19 protein-coding genes are annotated in these 21,102 nt (G+C 46.5%); 16 read left to right on the top strand and 3 right to left on the bottom strand.

From position 1 onward, the window contains the following. Positions 1–4 precede the first annotated feature (4 nt). The 3 genes from QUD86_RS00475 to QUD86_RS00485 are packed head-to-tail and all read right to left on the bottom strand — an operon-like array spanning position 5 to position 2,355. Positions 5–529, bottom strand: a complete 525-nt coding sequence (locus tag QUD86_RS00475) for a shikimate kinase (protein WP_286297220.1) — start codon at positions 527–529, stop codon at positions 5–7. A gap of 12 nt (positions 530–541) precedes the next feature. Beyond that, positions 542–1,678 carry a secretin GspD/PilQ domain-containing protein gene (locus QUD86_RS00480; RefSeq protein WP_286297222.1) on the bottom strand — a complete coding sequence of 379 codons (1,137 nt, stop codon included), beginning with the start codon at positions 1,676–1,678 and terminating at the stop codon, positions 542–544. Then, positions 1,675–2,355 (bottom strand): hypothetical protein, encoded by a 681-nt coding sequence (locus QUD86_RS00485; RefSeq protein WP_286297223.1) that lies wholly within the window; start codon positions 2,353–2,355, stop codon positions 1,675–1,677. Before QUD86_RS00485 ends, QUD86_RS00480 begins: the two co-directional genes overlap by 4 nt. Positions 2,356–2,527: 172 nt before the next feature. On the opposite strand from QUD86_RS00485, the gene QUD86_RS00490 reads away from it, so the two are divergent. The 16 genes from QUD86_RS00490 to hisD all read left to right on the top strand — a co-directional run bounded on the left by QUD86_RS00490 (position 2,528) and on the right by hisD (position 21,097). Next, positions 2,528–4,855, top strand: a complete 2,328-nt coding sequence (locus tag QUD86_RS00490) for a penicillin-binding protein 1A (protein ID WP_286297225.1) — start codon at positions 2,528–2,530, stop codon at positions 4,853–4,855. Between the two features lie 12 nt (positions 4,856–4,867). Continuing rightward, positions 4,868–5,572, top strand: coding sequence for a transposase (locus QUD86_RS00495; RefSeq protein ID WP_286297228.1), 705 nt, complete (start codon positions 4,868–4,870; stop codon positions 5,570–5,572). 206 nt (positions 5,573–5,778) lie between these two features. Continuing rightward, complete coding sequence (locus QUD86_RS00500; RefSeq protein ID WP_286297231.1) at positions 5,779–10,524, top strand: glutamate synthase-related protein; 4,746 nt, start codon at positions 5,779–5,781, stop codon at positions 10,522–10,524. Between the two features lie 52 nt (positions 10,525–10,576). Beyond that, positions 10,577–12,040 carry a glutamate synthase subunit beta gene (locus tag QUD86_RS00505; RefSeq protein ID WP_286297234.1) on the top strand — a complete coding sequence of 488 codons (1,464 nt, stop codon included), beginning with the start codon at positions 10,577–10,579 and terminating at the stop codon, positions 12,038–12,040. 10 nt (positions 12,041–12,050) lie between these two features. Then, positions 12,051–12,905, top strand: coding sequence for an ABC transporter ATP-binding protein (locus tag QUD86_RS00510; RefSeq protein ID WP_286297236.1), 855 nt, complete (start codon positions 12,051–12,053; stop codon positions 12,903–12,905). A gap of 2 nt (positions 12,906–12,907) precedes the next feature. Further along, positions 12,908–13,699, top strand: coding sequence for a lipid asymmetry maintenance ABC transporter permease subunit MlaE (gene mlaE / locus QUD86_RS00515; RefSeq protein WP_502928871.1), 792 nt, complete (start codon positions 12,908–12,910; stop codon positions 13,697–13,699). Between the two features lie 21 nt (positions 13,700–13,720). Then, positions 13,721–14,203 carry an outer membrane lipid asymmetry maintenance protein MlaD gene (mlaD, locus tag QUD86_RS00520; RefSeq protein WP_286297240.1) on the top strand — a complete coding sequence of 161 codons (483 nt, stop codon included), beginning with the start codon at positions 13,721–13,723 and terminating at the stop codon, positions 14,201–14,203. Continuing rightward, on the top strand, positions 14,200–14,949 hold the full coding sequence (locus tag QUD86_RS00525; protein ID WP_286297243.1) for an MlaA family lipoprotein: 750 nt from the start codon (positions 14,200–14,202) through the stop codon (positions 14,947–14,949). The genes mlaD and QUD86_RS00525 overlap by 4 nt, the downstream gene beginning before the upstream one ends. Positions 14,950–15,038: 89 nt before the next feature. Beyond that, positions 15,039–15,686 carry an MlaC/ttg2D family ABC transporter substrate-binding protein gene (locus QUD86_RS00530; protein ID WP_286297246.1) on the top strand — a complete coding sequence of 216 codons (648 nt, stop codon included), beginning with the start codon at positions 15,039–15,041 and terminating at the stop codon, positions 15,684–15,686. A gap of 12 nt (positions 15,687–15,698) precedes the next feature. Continuing rightward, positions 15,699–15,959 (top strand): STAS domain-containing protein, encoded by a 261-nt coding sequence (locus QUD86_RS00535; protein ID WP_286297248.1) that lies wholly within the window; start codon positions 15,699–15,701, stop codon positions 15,957–15,959. A 1-nt stretch (position 15,960) separates the two neighbouring features. Next, positions 15,961–16,713 (top strand): ABC transporter ATP-binding protein, encoded by a 753-nt coding sequence (locus QUD86_RS00540; RefSeq protein ID WP_286297250.1) that lies wholly within the window; start codon positions 15,961–15,963, stop codon positions 16,711–16,713. 11 nt (positions 16,714–16,724) lie between these two features. Beyond that, the gene (locus QUD86_RS00545; protein WP_286297251.1) at positions 16,725–17,498 is read left to right on the top strand and encodes an ABC transporter permease; all 774 of its coding nucleotides are present in this window, start codon (positions 16,725–16,727) and stop codon (positions 17,496–17,498) included. Between the two features lie 66 nt (positions 17,499–17,564). Then, positions 17,565–17,813, top strand: coding sequence for a BolA family protein (locus tag QUD86_RS00550; protein WP_286297253.1), 249 nt, complete (start codon positions 17,565–17,567; stop codon positions 17,811–17,813). Between the two features lie 41 nt (positions 17,814–17,854). After that, entirely contained in the window at positions 17,855–19,129 is a 1,275-nt protein-coding gene (murA, locus tag QUD86_RS00555) for a UDP-N-acetylglucosamine 1-carboxyvinyltransferase (protein ID WP_286297255.1), read from the top strand. Positions 19,130–19,149: 20 nt separating this feature from the next. Continuing rightward, a complete protein-coding gene (gene hisG / locus QUD86_RS00560; protein WP_286297257.1) occupies positions 19,150–19,776 on the top strand; it encodes an ATP phosphoribosyltransferase in 627 nt (208 codons plus the stop codon). Position 19,777: 1 nt separating this feature from the next. Next, positions 19,778–21,097: a histidinol dehydrogenase gene (gene hisD / locus QUD86_RS00565; protein ID WP_286297259.1), complete on the top strand. Its 1,320-nt coding sequence runs from the start codon at positions 19,778–19,780 to the stop codon at positions 21,095–21,097. Positions 21,098–21,102 lie beyond the last annotated feature (5 nt).

The raw sequence follows: 21,102 nt of genomic DNA on the forward strand, positions 1-21,102 counted from the left end.
GGGTTCAGGCAGAAAGTTCAAGTTGCATAATGAGAGTGTTAACCAGTTGATTAACACTGGGCTTACCCGTTTCAATAATGTGGTCGGCGATTTCGCGATAGAGGGGATCCCGAATGACATATAGGTTTTCGAGAATTTTTTTAGCATCACCATTTTTTAGCAGCGGCCTACCTTCACCGCCTCTAGTCCGATGCCAGAGCTCAACCGGACTTGCGTGTAGATAGATGACTGTGCCCCGCTCGCTCAGTAATTGTCGATTTTCAGCTAATAAGATCGCACCACCACCGGTAGCCAAAATAATATTGTGTTCAGCAGTACTATCTTTGATGGCATGAGCCTCACGCCTCCGAAAGCCCTCTTCTCCCTCCATCTCGAAGATGACCGGGATCTTTACACCGCAGCGCTCTTCAATGACATGATCGGCATCTAAAAATTGGCGCCCTAATTTTTTAGCAAGCAGTTTTCCAACTGTGGATTTGCCGGCACCCATAAGGCCAATCAGAAAAATATTGTTTGATGAAGAGTTCACTCTCCGATTTTATTAGGGTTTGTCTAAAACAGTGGGAGTTAAGAAAACTAATAATTCAGTTTTGTCTGCTAATTTGGATTTATGCCGAAATAAGTGCCCAATCAGAGGGATATCTCCCAGCAGGGGAATCTTCACCTCATCCTCTCGTTCCGTGGTTTGGAAAATTCCCCCAATAATGGCTGTACCCCCATTCTCAACCGTTACCTCAGAGCTCAAGTTCTTGGTATCGATTGCATAGCCCTGCTCGGTTTTCATACCAATCGTGTCTTTATTGATGCCCACCAGCATCGATATTTTTCCATCCGGATGAATTTTGGGTAAAACCTCCAAACGTAAATTGGCCTTACGAAACTGTAATTTACTACCGCTTTGGCTACTCACTTGATACGGCAATTCAGTACCTTGCTCGATAACAGCCTTGACTTGATCCCCCGTCATGATGCGCGGGTTGGACAAAATCTTGCCCTGACCATCCGATTCCAGTGCTGAGAGCTCGATTTGTAAGAGTCTTGCTGCATTTTTAGAGATGAGGGTTGCAGCTAGAGTCGCTGGATTAAAGCCATTCAAGCCAGTTCCGGCTAAATCTACCCCAGCGCTGGTATTTTGATTGGGGTTGTTCGCGTTTGCAGCTTGATACCCTAGTTTGACTCCTAGCTCTCGAGCAAAGCGCTGATCTGCCTCAACAATACGGGCTTCAATCAGAATCTGACGAGGACTATTAATATGGTCTCCGCCAAACGGGAGGGCGGCATCCTCCCTGCGAAACTTTTGGAAGCTCTGGATTTCTGCGTGAGGCCCAATCCAGTAAATGCCTCCGTTTCTGACTAAGCGAAGTCCGCGACTTGCCAGAATGGAATCTAAGGCTGTTTTCCAGGGGGTGTCATTTAGATCCACTGTAATCTTGCCTTGAATTGATTCGCTCAAGATAAAGTTCGTATTGCCCACTTTAGCCAACACTTGTAAAAGCGCAGTTAGCTCTATTTGATGAAACTGTAGGCTAATAAGCCCATCCTGTGGACCGGATGAGATGCTGATTTCTTGAGCAGATTGAGCAGATTTGGCGGCTAGTGGGCACATTTTGCATAAACTCAGCACAAAAATAGTGATGTAAAGGATGGGTAAAAGACGCGCCTTTTTAAATGAATTCATTCTGGTTTGGACGATTGAAAAGTAATCGATTTGCCTTTGGGGTGGGTTAGTACCGCCCCTTCCTTTTGGGCTTGGCTTAGACGCCAGTCACCCAAAGCAAGCCCATCCTTAGCCAGCATCACGCTGGCTTTCCCGTTGTGAAAAAAAGCCTGCTCAACACCCTTTACGCGAATTAACCCTAGATACTTCCAGCGACGCAGATCCGCCTCATGGGGGATGGGGAGCGTTTTGTTTTGAGCTGATAATGATGGTGTTTTTTCCTCTAACAAGTGAATACTTACTTCTAATAAGTCTATTTCTTCATAAAGGCCCTCTAAATCATGCTCCCGTTCTATTTTGGCTAAATCAAACTGTTTTTGTAGGCTTGATAATTGAATTTGTAGCGGCTCCAATTCTGCTGCAGAGCTGGATTTATTGGACTCTAAAATCAAAAAGAGACCAGCTGATAGCGCTAAAAAGGCGCAGGCGTAGAGAAAAAAAGGACTGATTTTGAAGTCCTTTAGTGGAAGGTGTTCTAAACAAAAGGCGGTAGATTTTGTGTTTTTGGCGAACTCCTGCTGCGGTCTTGGTGGCGCAGAAGGCTTACGAATGCCATGGGGGTCGGGAATAGCTGGATCATCCCCTAGGTCACTCAAAATGTCATCAAAGGATTGGGGGGAGATTTGGCGTGGGGGCATGCCATATTGTTTTCCCTGGGGAAGAGAAAAAGAATCAGGATATGCGCAATGGCTTGTCAGAAAATCGAACCCCAAATTTTCCTAATAGGGGTTGTGGAGTTTGATAGTAGATCAGTAGTGGATCAGTAATAGATCAGTAGTAGATCAGCCAAGCACCCTATAATTTGACAATATGGCAATCCCCCCACAAGACAAGCCACCATTGAATCGGCGATTTAGCCGGCAGCCCGACCGACGCTCAACACAACAGCTAGTAGGGCGCTCAACATCAGGCAGTAACCCATTAGTGAAAGCATTGCTCATTATGGGTATGGTATTTGCAGTGGTGTGCATGCTAATGCTGGGTTACGCTTTCTTAATAGCTAAGCCTAATTTGCCTAAGATTTCAGCCTTGGTGGATTACAACCCTAAAACTCCCTTACGAATTTATACAGCCGATAAGGTGCTCATAGGTGAGTTTGGAGAGGAACGTCGCAAGGTCATTCCCCTCAATGAGATTCCGATAAAAATGCGCAATGCAGTCTTGGCTATTGAGGATGACCGTTTTTATTCGCATGGCGGAGTAGATTACGTTGGTATATTGCGAGCCACCTTAACGAACTTGCGAGGCAATTTGTCTCAGGGCGCCTCTACTATCACCATGCAGGTCGCTCGTAATTTTTTCCTCAGTAATGAAAAAACCTTTAGCCGGAAAATTTATGAGGTGTTACTGGCCTGGGAGATCGAAGCCCAACTAAGTAAAGACAAGATTCTTGAAATCTACATGAATCAAATTTTCTTGGGTCAGCGAGCGTATGGTTTTTCTAGTGCAGCGCAAATTTATTTTGGTAAAGAGTTAAAAGATATTTCGATTGCAGAATCTGCGATGCTGGCGGGTTTACCGAAGGCTCCCTCCGCCTATAACCCAGTGAGTAATTTCCGTCGCGCAAAAATTCGCCAAGAATATATTTTGCAGCGCATGCGAGACCTAAGCTACATTACCCCAGAGCAATATCAAATAGCTATGGCCGAGGAGTTGCACATCCGCGGCCTTGGAAATGAGTTCAGTACTAGAGCTGACTTTCCATCGGAGATGGTGCGGCAATTATTGTTCACCCAATACGGTGAGGCAATCTACTCTCAGGGCATTGATGTTTACACCACTATCCTGAAGGCTGACCAAGATGCGGCTTATAAAGCAGTGCGTCGCGGTATTTTTGAATACGATCTGCGCCACGCGTATCGCGGCCCCGAGGGATTCATTGAGCTTCCCGAGGAAACTGTCAAGCGTCAACGTGCGATTGATGAGGCCCTGCTTGCACATCCGCAGCTAGACGATTTGCAGTCCGGCGTTGTGCTCGATGTCAAGCCTAAAGAGATGCAAGTGATGATCGCAACTGGGGACACTATCACTCTAAAAGGGGAGGGAATGAAATTGGCTACAGCCTCCTTGACAGATAGCACTCAACCAAAAAAACGCTTACGTGCCGGTGCAATTATTAGGCTGTTATCTGATAGTGGAATTTGGAAGTTGGCACAACTGCCTCAAGTAGAGGCAGCCTTTGTGTCAATGAATGCCGAGACGGGCGCGATACTTTCCTTAGTAGGTGGATTTGATTTTCGTCGCAATCAATTTAATCATGTAACGCAGGCACAGCGTCAGCCAGGCTCATCCTTTAAGCCATTCATTTATGCCGCTGCGATTGAAAAAGGTTTCTCACCTAGCACGATGGTCAACGATGCACCGCTGTCGATTGGAAGTATGGAGACCGGTAGTCAGGCATGGCAACCTAAAAACTATGACGGCAAGTACGATGGCATGATGCGTTTGCGAAATGCGCTGGCCAAATCTAAAAATTTAGTCTCAGTCCGAATTATTCGCGCTATTGGCCCTTCTTATGCGCAGGACTACATTCAACGCTTTGGGTTTGAAGCCGAGAAACACCCTCCCTACTTAACCATGGCGCTCGGCGCTGGTTCAGTGACCCCATTGCAAATGGCTTCTGCTTACAGTGTTTTTGCTAATGGCGGCTATCGCATTGATCCTTACTTAATTAATAAGATGGTGGATTCAAAAGGGGTTGTCTTGTTCGAGGCAAAGCCAACCCAGGCAAAAGTAGATGCAACACGCGTACTGGATGCGCGCACCGCTTTTGTGATGGATAGCTTGCTTCAAGAAGTGACTAAGACCGGAACGGCTGCTAGTGCTAGAGCGAAGCTAGGAAGAAGTGACATTGCCGGTAAAACGGGCACTACCAATGACTCTCATGACGCATGGTTTGCAGGATATAACCCAAAGGTGGTGGCTATTGCCTGGATTGGATTTGATAAGCCTGCCAGCTTAGGTGATCGAGAGACTGGTGGCGGTCTTGCTTTGCCTATGTGGACTTCCTATATGGCAACTGCTCTACGAGACGAGCCACAACAGACGCGTGAAGTACCTGCAGGCGTTAGTCAATTGGACGGCGACTGGTTTATCCCTGAATTTTCCAATGGTAATGGGGTGCGCGAACTTCAGTAGTTCGTTAGGGTAATGGCACGACAGGCGCGTACGATCATTCCTGGCCAAGCAATGCATGTGATGGTGCTTGGGAATAATCGGGAAACAATCTTTCTTAAAGATGCTGATCGTCGCATCTATTTAGACTGGTTGCGCGAAGCTGCTAAACAATTTTCTTGCTCCGTGCATGCATTTGCTTTGATGCCAAATCATGTTCACCTTTTGATAACACCCCAGCATGCTGATTCACTTGCTAAAACGATGCAGTCTTTGGGTCGACGTTATGTTCAATACTTTAATCAGCAGCAACATCGCTCTGGCACTATTTGGGAGGGGCGGTATCGATCGTCCTTGATAGACCCCGATTATTTTTTGCGGTGTCAACGTTACATTGAGCTCAACCCAGTGAGATCGGGATTTGAGTCAAGTCCACAGGAATCTAGCTGGACTAGTTTTGGATCGCATATTAGTGGGACTGCCGAAACTTGGTTGGTGAACCATGAGCACTTTTGGAAATTGGGGAACACTCCCTTCGAAAGGCAAATGGCTTGGGCTACCTTTGTAAAGGAAGGCGCCCCCCATTGGGAGGATCAACAAATTACAGAAGCCCTGCTACGCTCAAAGCCCTGGGTGAGTGATGTTTACGCACAAAAGCTTTTTAAGAGCAATCCCGAGCAGGCTAAGATTCGTCATCGGGGCCGCCCTAAGAAGATAACTTCAATTATTTCAATGGCTTAGAGAGTATTAGAGAGTATTAGAGGGGTATGACCAGATCTGTTTTCCTCGGCAAGATACTGACTCTGTCCCTTTTATAATTTCACTTTGGAGTTCAACCCATAATTAAATGGGACAGAGTGATTTTATTTCTATTGCATCAGCATGGGTATTCCCCTATATTTGATCTTCTAAAAGTAATCAAGCCACTAAAGGCGCTCGGAAATATCATGACTATCCAAATTCAATCACCACTTCGCCCCATCGCTCACGGACTTTATGACCCTCAAAATGAGCACGATGCGTGCGGCGTAGGATTTGTTGCGCATATCAAAGGTAAAAAATCCCACGAGATCGTTGCTCAAGGATTACAGATTCTGGAGAACTTAGACCACCGGGGTGCTGTGGGTGCAGATCCGTTAATGGGTGATGGCGCTGGGATACTGATTCAGACTCCAGATTTGCTGTATCGAGAAGAAATGGCGAAGCAAGGAATTGCGTTGCCACCTTTTGGTGAATATGGCGTCGGTATGATTTTCTTGCCAAAAGAGCATGCCTCACGCTTGGCTTGCGAGCAAGAGCTAGAACGTACAGTACGTTTAGAGGGGCAGGTCGTTTTGGGTTGGAGAGATGTTCCAATCGACGTTAAGCTACCAATGTCGCCAACAGTCAGAATGACAGAGCCATTTATTCGTCAAATTTTTATTGGGCGCGGACGCGACATCATGACTACCGATGCATTAGAGCGTAAGCTTTATGTCATTCGCAAAACTGCTAGTCACGCCATTCAGGATTTACATTTAAAACATGGCAAAGAATATTTCGTGGCATCAATGTCAGCCCGTACTATTGTGTACAAAGGGTTGTTATTAGCAAACCAAGTAGGCGCCTATTACCAGGATTTGAAAGATTCACGTACGGTTTCTGCATTGGCTTTGGTGCACCAACGATTCTCAACAAATACCTTCCCAGCATGGGAATTGGCTCACCCATATCGCATGATTGCGCACAACGGCGAGATCAATACAGTTAAGGGTAATGTGAATTGGGTTAACGCTCGCGAGGGTGCAATTAGCTCTCCAGTACTCGGTGACGATTTGAAGAAATTGTGGCCACTCATTTATCCTGGCCAATCAGATACGGCCTGCTTTGATAACTGCTTAGAGTTATTGGTAATGGCGGGCTATCCATTAGCCCAGGCCATGATGATGATGATCCCAGAAGCCTGGGAGCAGCATGCATTAATGGACGAAAATCGTCGCGCTTTTTATGAGTACCACGCTTCTATGATGGAGCCATGGGATGGACCAGCGGCTATGGCATTTACAGATGGCCGTCAAATTGGGGCAACATTAGACCGCAATGGATTACGCCCAGCACGTTACTACGTAACGGATGATGACTTAGTCATCATGGGTTCTGAAGCCGGTGTACTGCCGATTCCTGAGAGTAAGATTGTTCAAAAATGGCGCTTGCAGCCAGGCAAGATGTTCATGATTGACATGGAGCAAGGGCGCATCATTGATGACATCGAGCTTAAAAATGCCGTGTCAAAAGCAAAGCCTTATAAGAGTTGGATTGATGCAGTACGCGTTAAGCTTGACGAAGTAGATGCCAGTAAGGCTGACTTGATCGAAGAAAAAGCAAGCATTCGTCCAGCGGCAAAATTATTAGATCGCCAGCAAGCTTTTGGTTACACACAAGAAGATATTAAATATCTCATGGCCCCAATGGCGATGAATGGCGAAGAGGCAATCGGGTCAATGGGGAACGATAGTCCCTTAGCTGTACTCTCTAGTAAGAACAAGCCTCTTTACAATTACTTTAAGCAATTATTTGCCCAGGTAACTAATCCGCCGATTGATTCGATTCGTGAAAATATGGTGATGTCTTTGGTTTCATTTATTGGGCCAAAACCCAATTTATTGGATACGAACAATATCAACCCACCAATGCGTTTAGAAGTAAGTCAGCCGATTTTAGACTTTAACGACATCACAAAGATTCGTCACATTGGGCACTACACCAACGGCAAATTTAGTTCATATGAGTTGGATATTTGCTATCCAGCATCTTGGGGTAAAGAAGGCATTGAGGCGCGCTTAGCTTCACTCTGTGCAGAAGCGGCAGATGCTGTGCGCTCGGGTTACAACATTTTAATTGTGAGTGATCGCCAAGTTGACGAGGCGCACGTTGCGATTCCGGCATTGTTGGCTACCTCAGCAATTCATCAACACTTGGTTGAAAAAGGATTGCGCACTAGCGTTGGTTTAGTAGTTGAAACTGGCAGTGCACGTGAAACACATCATTTCGCGCTTTTGGCTGGCTATGGAGCAGAAGCAATTCATCCATACCTCGCCCTAGAAACATTGGCCGAAATGGCTAAAGGCCTGTCTGGTGATTTATCGCCAGAAAAAGCGGTTAAGAATTTTGTTAAAGCGGTTGGTAAGGGCTTGCAAAAAGTGATGTCCAAAATGGGCATCTCTACCTACATGTCTTACACCGGCTCGCAAATCTTTGAAGCGATTGGTTTAAATCATGATGTGATTGATCATTACTTTAAGGGCACACCATCCAATGTGGGCGGCATCGGTGTATTCGAAGTAGCCGAGGAGGCTCTGCGGATGCATCAATCTGCGTTTAGTGCCGACCCAGTTTTGACCAATATGTTGGAAGCGGGTGGTGAGTATGCTTTCCGTATTCGGGGTGAGGATCATATGTGGACGCCCGATACGATTGCGAAGCTGCAGCACTCAACCCGCGTCGGCATTGAGAAGGGCTATCAAACTTACAAAGAGTATGCAAACCTGATAAACGATCAAACCAAGCGCCAAATGACTTTACGGGGTTTATTCGAGTTCAAGTTGGATCCGGCTAAAGCGATTCCGTTGGATGAAGTGGAATCGGCAAAAGAAATCGTGAAACGCTTTGCAACAGGCGCGATGTCTTTAGGCTCTATTTCTACCGAAGCCCATGCTACTTTAGCGATTGCAATGAATCGCATTGGCGGTAAATCGAATACTGGCGAAGGCGGCGAAGACCCTAATCGTTACGTCAATGAACTCAAGGGTATTCCAATTAAAAAAGGAGAAACCTTAGCGAGTATTTTGGGTAGTGATGTTGTGGAAGCGAACATCCCTTTATTGGATGGCGATTCATTACGCTCCAAAATTAAGCAGGTGGCTTCAGGTCGTTTCGGCGTAACAACGGAATACTTGCGTTCTGCTGATCAAATTCAGATCAAAATGGCGCAAGGTGCCAAGCCAGGCGAAGGTGGTCAATTACCAGGCGGCAAGGTTTCCGATTACATTGGCAAGCTGCGCTTTTCTGTTCCTGGTGTTGGCTTGATTTCTCCGCCACCTCACCATGATATTTATTCCATTGAAGATATTGCGCAGTTAATTCATGATTTAAAGAACGTGAACCCTGCAGCTGATATTTCAGTCAAGCTTGTTTCTGAGGTCGGTGTCGGCACTATTGCAGCCGGTGTTGCTAAGGCAAAAGCAGATCACGTTGTGATTGCTGGGCATGACGGTGGTACTGGTGCTTCACCACTATCCTCCATTAAGCATGCAGGATCTCCATGGGAGTTGGGTTTAGCAGAAACCCAGCAAACTTTAGTACTGAACGGTTTGCGTAGTCGTATTCGTGTTCAGGCCGATGGTCAGATGAAGACCGGGCGTGACGTCGTCATTGGCGCATTACTGGGCGCAGATGAATTTGGTTTTGCAACAGCCCCACTAGTAGTTGAAGGTTGCATCATGATGCGCAAGTGTCACCTTAATACTTGTCCAGTGGGTGTTGCTACTCAAGATCCAGAATTGCGTAAAAAGTTCTCTGGTAAGCCAGAGCACGTAGTGAACTTCTTCTTCTTTATTGCTGAAGAAGTGCGCGAAATTATGGCGCAACTGGGTATTCGCAAGTTCGATGATTTGATTGGGCGAGTTGACTTCTTAGATACCCTTAAGGGGATCGATAACTGGAAAACCCATGGCTTGGATTTCAGTAAGATTTTTGCTGAGCCACAGGTCGCTGCTGATGCACCTCGCTATCAGATCCTCACTCAAGAGCATGGCTTGGGCAGTGCCTTGGATAATATTTTGATCGAGAAGAGCGAGCCTGCAATTCAACGTGGCGAGAAAGTTTCCTTTATCGTTCCGGTAAAGAATGTGAACCGTACAGTGGGCGCGATGCTTTCTGGTGAAGTAGCTCAGCGTTATGGCCATGCTGGTTTGCCTGATGACACGATTCATATTCAATTGAACGGTACTGCTGGACAAAGCTTTGCAGCATTTCTAGCCCACGGCATCACGCTAGATTTAGTGGGTGATGGTAATGACTATGTTGGCAAGGGCTTATCTGGTGGACGTGTCATTGTGCGTGCACCACATGAATTCCGTGGCGATACGGCGAAGAATATTATTGTGGGTAATACCGTCCTGTACGGCGCGATTAGTGGCGAAGCATTCTTTAATGGCGTTGCTGGCGAGCGTTTTGCAGTGCGTAACTCAGGTGCGACTACTGTTGTAGAAGGCACTGGCGACCACGGTTGCGAATATATGACAGGTGGAACCGTAGTCGTTCTCGGCGCAACTGGGCGTAACTTTGCTGCTGGTATGAGTGGGGGTATTGCTTACGTGTATGACGAAGATGGTTTATTCGAAAAGCGCTGCAATACTAGTATGGCCAGCCTGCACAAAGTACTGCCCTCTGCAGAGCAAATTGCTGATATGCCTCAGTCTCAGTGGCATGCTCCTGTTGATGTGAAGGATGGTGGTGAGCGTTTGACCGATGAGCAAATTTTGAAGAACTTGATTGAGCGCCATTTCCGTCACACGGGTTCCGAGCGCGCAAAAGTCCTTTTAGCGGATTGGGATAATGCGCGCAGTCGTTTTGTGAAGGTGCTGCCTACTGAGTACAAGCGTGCCTTAGGTGAGTTATGGGAAAAAGCGCAAAACAAAACAGTTGCTGCGTAAGTAAGTTAACCAATACATATAGACAGTCAGAAAAGAAAACTAAGGATTCGATATGGGTAAAGTCACTGGATTTATGGATTTTGAGCGCGTAGCAGAAACCTACGAAGCACCAGTAAAACGTCTTCATCATTACAAAGAGTTTGTAGTGACATTGACAGATGCAGAAGCTAAGGTACAGGGTGCCCGTTGTATGGACTGCGGCATTCCTTTTTGCAATAGCGGTTGCCCTGTGAACAACATCATTCCCGATTTCAACGATCTGGTATTTCAAAATGATTGGAAGAATGCATTGGATGTATTGCAATCAACCAATAACTTTCCGGAGTTCACTGGCCGCATTTGTCCAGCACCTTGTGAAGCTGCGTGCACATTAGGTATTAACAGTGAAGCCGTAGGGATTAAGTCAATCGAACATGCCATTATTGATAAAGGCTGGGAAAATGGTTGGGTTGTTCCGCAGCCACCAAAAACCAAGACCGGTAAAAAGATTGCAGTAGTGGGCGGTGGCCCCGCTGGTATGGCAACAGCACAGCAATTGGCCCGCGTTGGTCATGATGTCACGGTATTTGAAAAAAACGACCGTGTCGGTGGATTGTTGCGCTACGGTATTCCCGATTTCAAAATGGAAAAATGGTTGATCGACCGTCGTGTTGAGCAGATGCAGGCCGAAGGCGTGAAGTTTGAAACAGGTGTTTTCGTAGGTAAAGAGGCGATGGGAGTTGAGGTCAAAAATTACTCAACTAAAACAGTCTCACCTGATCAGCTGATGAAAGACTTCGATGCTGTCGTTATTACCGGTGGCGCTGAGCAGCCTCGTGATCTACCTGTACCTGGCCGTGAGTTGGCTGGTGTGCACTATGCCTTGGAGTTCTTAATTCCGCAGAACAAAGAGAACGCCGGCGATCTTAAGAATGAGATTCGAGCAACTGACAAGCATGTTGTCGTCATCGGTGGCGGAGATACGGGATCTGACTGTGTGGGTACTTCAAATCGGCATGGTGCAGCGCAAATTACGCAGTTTGAATTATTGCCACAGCCCCCAGAAGTAGAAAACAAGCCATTAGTGTGGCCATATTGGCCAACCAAGTTACGCACTTCCTCTTCCCATGAAGAGGGTTGTGAGCGTGATTGGTCTGTCGGAACCAAGCGTTTTGAAGGAAAAGATGGCAAGTTGGAGAAGCTGATTGGCGTTCGTTTGGAGTGGAAAGACGGAAAGATGTCAGAAGTGCCCAATTCTGAATTTGAGATTAAGGCTGATTTAGTCCTATTGGCGATGGGTTTTGTATCCCCTGCCCAACAAGTCTTGAATGCCTTTGGTGTGGAAAAAGATGCCCGTGGTAACGCAAAAGCGACAGTGGATGGTCAAAATGCCTATCAAACCAATGTACCCAAGGTATTTGCTGCTGGCGATATGCGTCGCGGCCAATCCTTAGTAGTTTGGGCTATTCGTGAGGGTCGTCAGTGCGCCCAAGCAGTAGATGAGTATTTAATGGGGTCTTCCGTCCTGCCGCGATAATGTGAGGGATATGAACCGCTACACGTCGAACTCAGTGAATACCAAGCAAGATTCTTCAAGCGAGATCGTGGTTTCTATTGAGGATGTGAACTTTGCTTACGACTTAGGTGGGAGACAAATCCTATCTGGACTCAATATGGAGTTCCGTCGCGGCCAAGTGGTTGCGGTGATGGGTGGTTCGGGGTGCGGTAAGACTACTATCTTGCGCCTGATTGGTGGGCAGTTTGCAGCCCAGTCAGGTCAAGTGCTGTTCGAAGGTGCTGATATTGGCAAAATGAATGCGGCTGAACTGATGGCCGCGCGCCGTCGTATGGGTATGCTCTTCCAGTTTGGCGCGCTATTCACCGACCTCAGTGTTTTTGAAAACGTCGCCTTTCCGTTGCGTGAGCATACTGATTTGACGGAAGCTTTGTTGCGCTCTTTAGTTCTGATGAAATTAAATGCAGTGGGTTTACGGGGTGCGCGAGATTTAATGCCTTCGCAAATTTCTGGTGGTATGGCGCGTCGTGTAGCTTTAGCAAGAGCCATTGCATTAGATCCACCTTTGATTATGTATGACGAGCCCTTTGCAGGATTAGATCCCATTTCATTGGGTATTACTGCTCGCTTGATTCGTGACTTAAATAGTGCCTTAGGAGCAACTAGCCTTTTGGTCACCCACGATGTTGAGGAAACATTTGAAATCGCAGATTACGTGTATTTCATTGCCAATGGTCGGATTGGTGCACAAGGCACACCAGAAGAATTGAGCCGCTCAACAGATCCTTTTGTCCGTCAGTTTTTAGATGCGTCACCAGATGGTCCTGTGCCATTTCATTACCCAGGGCAAACTCTTGAAGACGATTTTGGGGTGAAGGCACTATGAATATGCTGCACAAATCCATCGATCTCCTAGGAGATCTAGGATTTTTCGTACGTCACAATCTCACCAGCTTAGGCCTTGCTGCACGCATGTTTGCGGCCGTGATCGTGCGCTCTGGATTTTTATTAAAACGACCCCGCCTGGTATGTGATCAGATTTTATTCGTCGGCAATCACTCTTTTGTAATCATTGCTGTATCTGGCTTATTCGTTGGCTTTGTGCTGGGCTTGCAGGGGTATTACACCTTGAACCGCTATGGCTCGGAGCAGGCCTTAGGTCTACTGGTTGCGCTTTCACTGACCCGTGAATTAGGTCCCGTTATTACTGCCTTGTTATTTGCTGGTCGAGCCGGTACTTCACTGACAGCAGAGATTGGCTTGATGAAAGCCGGTGAGCAATTAAGCGCTATGGAAATGATGGCTGTTGATCCGCTTAGTCGTGTGATCGCCCCACGACTTTGGGCGGGTATTATTGCAATGCCTATTTTGGCAACGATTTTTACTGCAGTAGGGGTGATGGGTGGTTACTTTGTAGGGGTTCCGCTGATTGGTGTGGACTCTGGTGCGTTTTGGTCGCAGATGCAAGGGGGCGTTGATCTTTTCTCGGATATAGGCAATGGCTTGATCAAAAGTCTGGTGTTTGGTGTGGCCGTCACTTTTATTGCGCTTTATCAGGGCTATGAATCAAAACCTACTCCCGAAGGTGTTTCGCAAGCGACTACTCGTACCGTGGTGATCTCTTCTTTATCAGTTTTAGCATTAGATTTTTTGCTAACCGCAATGATGTTCTCGAATTAGAAAGTATGAACTAGGACTCTTATGAGAAAAAGTGCAATTGATGTTTGGGTCGGAATCTTTGTAGCAATAGGTTTGCTAGCGGCTTTATTTTTAGCCCTCAAGGTCGGCAATATGAATGCCGTTTCCTTTGCGCCAACCTATAAAATTTCTGCGCGTTTTGACAATATCGGTGGACTCAAGCCACGTGCGCCAGTCAAGAGTGCTGGAGTAGTGGTTGGGCGAATTGCCAATATTTCTTTTGACGATAAAACGTATCAGGCAACTGTACTGATGACTATCGAAGATGGGTATAAGTTCCCCAAAGACTCGGCAGCGAAAATTCTGACTTCTGGCTTACTAGGTGAGCAATACATTGGCTTGGATGCAGGCGGCTCGGATGACATGCTAGCCTCGGGTGATCGCATTACGCAAACTCAGTCCGCTATTGTTTTAGAAAGCCTCATCAGTCAATTCTTATACAACAAGGCTGCTGATAGCGGCCAAGACAAGAGCGCAGCAAAATGATGTCATTACTGAAAAAGCTAAGGCGCATAGTATTGCTTGGCTTAGTATCGGTGATTGTGGGATGTGCATCTATTCCCGCAGGAGTGGAGCGTTCTCCGGCAGATCCTTGGGAGCCATTTAATCGATCCGTTTTTGAGTTTAACGAAGGCTTGGATGCCTACGTACTTAAGCCAGTAGTAACTGGATATCGCTTTGTGTTGCCGGAGTTCATTCGCGATGGAGTCTATAACTTCTTCAGTAACTACAGTGATATCTACACTGCATTGCAAAACTTGCTGCAAGGTAAGCCAGCCGATGCATTTACAGACCTCATGCGGGTAGTTGTCAACACCACAATGGGTTTAGGTGGGCTAATTGATTTAGCAACCCCAGGCGGTTTACCAAAACATAAAGAAGACTGGGGTCAAACCTTTGGCGTATGGGGCGTACCGTCGGGGCCCTACGTAGTACTGCCATTTTTTGGACCTAGTAGTGTGCGCGATACCTTTGGTACGGGCGCTGATCTGGAGTCAGACTACTTATTTAAGTACATCAACGATATCGGTTTACGAAATAGCATTACCGGTTTACGCGTAGTCAATGGGCGAAACACTTATTACGAGGCTGGTGACTTGCTCGATGGTGCGGCAATTGATAAATACAGCTTTGTACGTGATGCCTATATTCAGCGGCGTCAGTATCAAATTAATGAGGGGCGCGATGATGAAGAGCCCTTAGTGCCTGTGTATCAAAATCCCTATGAATAATAATTGCCGATCTAAAGCGGCCGCATTTAAAGCAGCTGCATGTAAAGCATCTAAAATGAACTTCGTTATAGAGTCTTGATCGAGAATATATGAAAAGCAACAAAAAAATTCAACGCTACCTTGCGACATTGCTTGCAGGCTTCTTCTTGGCATTGACCAATGCTGGCGCTCAAGTCATTGATCAGTCGACTCCCGATGGCCTGATTAAATCAGTGGTGTCCGATGTGATGGCTTCTGTTAAATCGGACCCAGAGATTCAGAAAGGCAATATTCCTCGCATTGTCGAATTGGTTGAGAAAAAGATTCTTCCTTATGCGGATATGCGCCGCACTACTGAAATGGCCATGGGCCCAAATTGGAAAAAGGCGACCCCTGAACAGCAGGCACAATTAATAGCAGAATTTAAAAGCTTGTTGATGCGCACTTATTCGGGTGCATTGAGTCAGTTGCGAGATCAAACAATTCAATTTAAGCCCTTACGTGCAGCTCCAGACGACAAGGAAGTTATTGTCAAGACGGTTGTGCTTGGGCGAGGCGATCCGGTATCGCTTGACTATCGCCTTGAGAAAACCGCCAATGGTTGGAAAGTCTATGATATGAACATCATGGGTGTGTGGTTAGTAGAGGCTTATCGAAATCAGTTCGCCAATCAAATTAGTCAAAATGGCATCGATGGCCTAGTGAAATTTCTGCAGGACCGAAACAAGCAGCTTGCAACTGCGAAGCCCGCTAATTAAGCCTCAATAAAAATGTCATTTTTATTGCCCTCTTCAGTAACACAAGCTAATGCGGTGCAGTTGGAGAGAGACGGCTTGCTGAGCTTGACTACATCAGGATTGATTGACTGCTCTGGCCTTAACGATTTTGATTCAACGGTATTGACCGTCTTAATCTCATGGCAAAAGAACTTGCAGGCTCGTGGTTTAAATCTAGAAATGACTGGAGCCCCAGAAAAGTTAAGGGTGCTAGCCGGTGTATACGGTGTATCGGCATTGCTCGGTTTGTCATAGTATGTATCCAGCAATCTCGATTAAAAGCATATCCAAAAACTATGGCGCACTAAGGGCACTAGATCACGTTTCCCTATCAATTGAGCAAGGTGAGTTTTTTGGTTTGCTGGGACCTAATGGTGCGGGCAAAACAACGCTGATCTCTATTTTGGCCGGTTTAGCAACTGCGGATCATGGCCATGCTGCGATTATGGGGGCAGATGTACAGAGCCATTTTCGTGAGGCTCGCCGAATGTTGGGCGTCGTGCCGCAAGAGTTAGTGTTCGACCCCTTTTTTACGGTGCGTGAAACATTGCAATTTCAGTCGGGTTACTTTGGTATCCGAAATAATGATGCTTGGATTGATGAGATCATGGCAAATCTTGATCTGGTTAATAAGGCGGATAGTAATATGCGCTCTTTATCCGGCGGTATGAAACGACGGGTTCTGGTTGCGCAGGCGCTGGTGCATAGACCGCCAGTCATCATTTTAGATGAGCCTACAGCAGGGGTCGATGTGGAGTTACGTCAATCCCTGTGGCAATTTATTAGCCGTCTTAATCAAGACGGTCACACGATTGTGTTGACAACGCATTACCTGGAAGAGGCCGAAGCACTCTGCCAGCGTATTGCAATGCTCAAGCAAGGAAAAATTGTTGCTCTAGACACCACTCAAAATTTACTTAGTCAGTACGGCTCAATTAAAAAAGACGGTGAAGGTAAAACCGATCTTGAGGATGTTTTTGTCAATATTATGTCGGGTAGCGTATTGTGAAAAAGATTCTTATGCCCCCTGCTTTAATTTACAGCAGCGGATTTCCGATGCTCTTGCGTAAAGAAATTAAACGTTTTTATAAGGTAGGATTTCAGACGGTTGCAGCGCCGGTCTTGACAGCTATTTTGTACCTGATGATTTTCGGTCAAGTATTGGAAGGTAGAGAAATTTATGGCCGCTTGAGCTATTCAACCTTCTTAATTCCTGGTTTAGTCATGATGAGCGTTCTCCAAAACGCTTTTGCCAACACCTCTTCATCTTTGATTCAGTCAAAAGTGACTGGTAACTTGGTATTCGTACTATTGGCACCCTTTAGCCATTTAGAGTTTTATGCTGCTTATGTACTGGCCGCAGTATTTCGTGGGGTCGTCGTCGGATTTGGTGTGTTGGCCATTACTGCGCTGTATGCACCGCCTGCATTTGAATACCCACTGTGGATTTTGACATTTGCATTTTTGGGTGCAGCCATATTAGGAAGTATGGGCCTCATTGCTGGTATCTGGGCTGATAAATATGATCAATTAGCCGCCTTTCAGAACTTTATTATCATGCCGGCAACAATGTTGTCAGGCGTCTTTTATTCGATACATTCCCTGCCCGCTGCTTGGCAAACTGTTTCCCATTTCAATCCTTTTTTCTACATGATTGATGGATTTCGTTTCGGCTTCTTTGGCGTTTCTGATATTTCGCCTTGGAGAAGTCTTGTGATCATTGTTTGTTTTTTTGTCTTAGTCTCAGCCGTAGCTTTGCGTTTATTACAAAAAGGCTACAAACTTAGAAGTTAACGCGTCATTGTCTGTGTACTGAATAAAGAATCACCAATACAAAATAATTCGTAATTAGGAGAAAGTATGTTGCCCACCCCAGAACAAATTGAGGGATATATCCAGCAAGGTATTACTTGCACGCATATTCAGGTTGAAGGTGATGGCCAGCATTTTTTTGCCACGATTGTGAGCCCTGAGTTTGCAGGTAAGCGATTAATTCAGCGCCATCAATTAGTCTATGCTGCAATGGGCGATCGCATGAAAGCCGAAGTGCACGCCCTTTCTATCAAGGCTTTTACACCTGAAGAGTTTTCCCAAAACTCCACAGCCTAAAGTATCTGTTGTAAACGATTAGTTTTTACTGGAATCAATTCATGGACAAATTAAGTATGGTGGGCGGTACTCCGCTCAAGGGCGAAGTACTGATTGCTGGGGCTAAAAATGCCGCACTCCCGATTTTGTGCGCTTGCCTATTAACCGATCAAGCTATCGTATTGCGTAACGTCCCAGATTTGCAGGATGTGCGCACTATGCTCAAGCTCTTACAAGAGATCGGTGTCAAAGTATCCTTCCCAGATGAGGCCAATCGAACGCATGTAGTGCTCCATGCGGCGGATATCAAGAGCTCTGAAGCCACCTATGAGATGGTGAAAACCATGCGGGCTTCGATATTGGTGCTCGGCCCTTTGCTAGCCAGAATGCATAGCGCTAAAGTGTCGCTGCCCGGAGGTTGCGCTATTGGTGCGCGTCCAGTAGATCAGCACATTAAAGGCTTAAAGGCGATGGGGGCGACCATTCAAATTCAGAGTGGTTATATTCAGGCAGAAATGAAGCCGCCCCTAGAGCGCTTGCAGGGAGCTTCAATATTGACGGACATGATTACCGTTACGGGTACTGAAAATTTACTAATGGCCGCCACTCTCGCGAGCGGCACTACTATTTTAGAAAATGCTGCACGGGAACCTGAAGTAGGGGACTTGGCTGAACTGCTGGTGAAGATGGGCGCCAAGATTACAGGCATTGGCAGTGACCGCCTCGTCATTCAAGGGGTTGAGAAACTGCATAGTGCTGAGCATACAGTCATCGCTGACCGTATTGAGACGGGTACGTTTTTATGTGCAGTTGCGGCCACTGGTGGGGAGGTGCTGGTAAAACATTGCCGTCCAGATACGCTAGATGCTGTTCTGGCTAAATTAAAAGAAGTTGGTTTAGAGATGGAAGTAGGGCCCGATTGGATTAAGGCCTCTATGAAGGGGCGTCCTAAAGCCGTTAATTTCCGTACTTCTGAGTACCCTGCCTTTCCGACGGATATGCAAGCGCAGCTCATGGCAGTCAATGCAATCGCTAGTGGCACTGCCACCATTACTGAAACCATCTTTGAAAATCGTTTCATGCATGTTCAAGAGATGAATCGTTTGGGGGCGGATATTGCGATTGAAGGCAATACCGCTGTAGTCCAAGGCGTTGAAAAGCTTTCTGGTGCAGTGGTGATGGCAACGGATTTACGGGCATCGGCCAGTTTGGTCATTGCCGGTTTGGCCGCTCAAGGCGAAACGCAAGTAGACCGTATTTACCACTTGGACCGCGGATATGATCGGATGGAGCAAAAACTGACTTTATTAGGGGCTCAGATCAAGCGAGTTCATTAAGCCTGATAGATAATTAAGACATGAAGTTAACTTTAGCCCTTTCAAAGGGGCGCATCTTTGAAGAAACTGCCGAGATCTTATCCAAGATCGGTATTCGTCCGCTTGAAGATCCTGAAAAATCACGCAAACTGATTATTGAAACCTCCAACCCCGATGTGCGTTTAATTATTGTGCGTGCTTCGGATGTGCCTACCTACGTTCAATTTGGTGGGGCAGATTTTGGGGTGGCTGGCTTAGATGTATTAATGGAAAACGGAACGGATGGTTTGTATGTGCCATTTGATCTCAATATTGCCAAATGTCGCATGTCAGTAGCGGTAAAAGAGGGCTTTGACTATGCGGCCGCTGTAAAACAAGGCTCTCGTTTAAAAGTAGCCACTAAGTATGTCAATTGCGCTCGCGAGCATTTTGCGAACAAGGGCGTACACATTGATACGATTCATTTGTATGGATCGATGGAGTTAGCCCCTTTAGTTGGTTTAGCCGATGCAATCGTCGATTTAGTTTCTACCGGAAATACTTTGCGCGCCAATGGCTTAATTGAAGTTGAGTCTATTGCAGATATCAGCGCACGACTGGTAGTCAATCAGGCCTCATATAAACGTAAACGTGCTCAGTTGCAGCCCTTCTTTGAGTTGCTTAAATAATATGTCTACAGCAGTTAAAGTAAAACGCCTGAATAGTAGTGATTTAGGATTCAAAGAAATTCTGTTGTCTAGCCTTTCTTTGCCGATGGCTGATGATGAGGCGATTGATGCAGCAGTCGTGAAGATTTTGGCGCAAGTGCAAGCCCATGGAGATGCTGCTGTTTTGAATTACACAAAACAGTTCGATCGTTTGAGTGTTGCTAGCGTTACTGAATTAGAAATTTCTAAGCAAGAGTTACAGCGGGCCTATGAGGGCTTAGCAGCAGAGCAGAGGACTGCCTTAGAGATTGCTGCGCAACGGGTACGCGCGTATCACGAGCGACAAAAGATTGAAACCGGTTGCCACTCTTGGGAATATACCGAGCCTGATGGCACTCGTTTAGGCCAGAAAGCCACTGCACTGGATCGTGTGGGCATTTATGTACCTGGTGGCAAAGCGGCTTATCCGTCATCGGTACTAATGAATGCGATTCCAGCAAAGGTTGCTGGAGTATCTGAAGTGATCATGGTTGTACCCACACCAGACGGAACACGAAACCCGCTTGTCCTGGCTGCGGCTTGGTTAGCTGGGGTAGACCGTGTCTTTACGATTGGTGGTGCGCAGGCCGTAGGTGCCTTAGCTTATGGCACCAAAACCATTCCTGCTGTTGATAAGATTGTGGGTCCTGGTAATGCCTATGTGGCAGCAGCCAAGCGTAGAGTCTTTGGTACTGTCGGTATTGACATGATTGCCGGCCCATCAGAAATTTTAGTGCTCTGTGATGGTTCAAGTAATCCGGATTGGATTGCGATGGATTTATTTTCGCAGGCTGAACATGATGAATTAGCGCAGTCTATTTTGCTTTGCCCCGACGCCAGTTTCATTGAGCGCGTACAAATGAGCATCAATCAATTATTACCAGAGATGCCTCGCAAGAAGGTGATTGAGACCTCGCTTACCAATCGTGCGCTATTGATTGAAGTTAAAGATATGGCAGAGGCTTGTGATATTGCCAATCAGATTGCTGCTGAGCATTTAGAGATTTGTACGACTGATCCACGCCAGTGGGCAGAACAGATTCGGCATGCCGGCGCTATTTTTATGGGCAACTACACAAGCGAATCCTTAGGCGATTATTGTGCTGGCCCTAATCATGTTTTACCAACGGCCCGTACTGCGCGCTTTTCTTCGCCTTTAGGTGTTTACGATTTTATTAAGCGTTCGAGCATGATTGAGGTTAGCGAAGCAGGTGCCCAAACCTTGGGCGCAGTAGCAAGCACTTTAGCGCATGGTGAAGGTCTTCAAGCCCATGCCCGTGCAGCTGAAATGCGTCTGAAGTAATTACA

It is taken from the genome of Polynucleobacter sp. TUM22923 (genome assembly GCF_030295705.1).
In the GTDB taxonomy this organism is placed as follows: domain Bacteria; phylum Pseudomonadota; class Gammaproteobacteria; order Burkholderiales; family Burkholderiaceae; genus Polynucleobacter.

Bases quoted from the DNA above. Each gene is read 5' to 3' on its own strand.
- hisD (WP_286297259.1), top strand. From the start codon at position 19,778: ATGTCTACAGCAGTTAAAGTAAAACGCCTGAATAGTAGTGATTTAGGA.
- QUD86_RS00490 (WP_286297225.1), top strand. From the start codon at position 2,528: ATGGCAATCCCCCCACAAGACAAGCCACCATTGAATCGGCGATTTAGC.
- QUD86_RS00530 (WP_286297246.1), top strand. From the start codon at position 15,039: ATGAAAAGCAACAAAAAAATTCAACGCTACCTTGCGACATTGCTTGCA.
- murA (WP_286297255.1), top strand. From the start codon at position 17,855: ATGGACAAATTAAGTATGGTGGGCGGTACTCCGCTCAAGGGCGAAGTA.
- QUD86_RS00495 (WP_286297228.1), top strand. From the start codon at position 4,868: ATGGCACGACAGGCGCGTACGATCATTCCTGGCCAAGCAATGCATGTG.
- QUD86_RS00480 (WP_286297222.1), bottom strand. From the start codon at position 1,678: ATGAATTCATTTAAAAAGGCGCGTCTTTTACCCATCCTTTACATCACT.
- QUD86_RS00510 (WP_286297236.1), top strand. From the start codon at position 12,051: ATGAACCGCTACACGTCGAACTCAGTGAATACCAAGCAAGATTCTTCA.
- QUD86_RS00525 (WP_286297243.1), top strand. From the start codon at position 14,200: ATGATGTCATTACTGAAAAAGCTAAGGCGCATAGTATTGCTTGGCTTA.
- mlaD (WP_286297240.1), top strand. From the start codon at position 13,721: ATGAGAAAAAGTGCAATTGATGTTTGGGTCGGAATCTTTGTAGCAATA.
- QUD86_RS00505 (WP_286297234.1), top strand. From the start codon at position 10,577: ATGGGTAAAGTCACTGGATTTATGGATTTTGAGCGCGTAGCAGAAACC.
- QUD86_RS00535 (WP_286297248.1), top strand. From the start codon at position 15,699: ATGTCATTTTTATTGCCCTCTTCAGTAACACAAGCTAATGCGGTGCAG.
- QUD86_RS00485 (WP_286297223.1), bottom strand. From the start codon at position 2,355: ATGCCCCCACGCCAAATCTCCCCCCAATCCTTTGATGACATTTTGAGT.
- QUD86_RS00545 (WP_286297251.1), top strand. From the start codon at position 16,725: ATGCCCCCTGCTTTAATTTACAGCAGCGGATTTCCGATGCTCTTGCGT.
- mlaE (WP_502928871.1), top strand. From the start codon at position 12,908: ATGCTGCACAAATCCATCGATCTCCTAGGAGATCTAGGATTTTTCGTA.
- hisG (WP_286297257.1), top strand. From the start codon at position 19,150: ATGAAGTTAACTTTAGCCCTTTCAAAGGGGCGCATCTTTGAAGAAACT.
- QUD86_RS00500 (WP_286297231.1), top strand. From the start codon at position 5,779: ATGACTATCCAAATTCAATCACCACTTCGCCCCATCGCTCACGGACTT.
- QUD86_RS00540 (WP_286297250.1), top strand. From the start codon at position 15,961: ATGTATCCAGCAATCTCGATTAAAAGCATATCCAAAAACTATGGCGCA.
- QUD86_RS00550 (WP_286297253.1), top strand. From the start codon at position 17,565: ATGTTGCCCACCCCAGAACAAATTGAGGGATATATCCAGCAAGGTATT.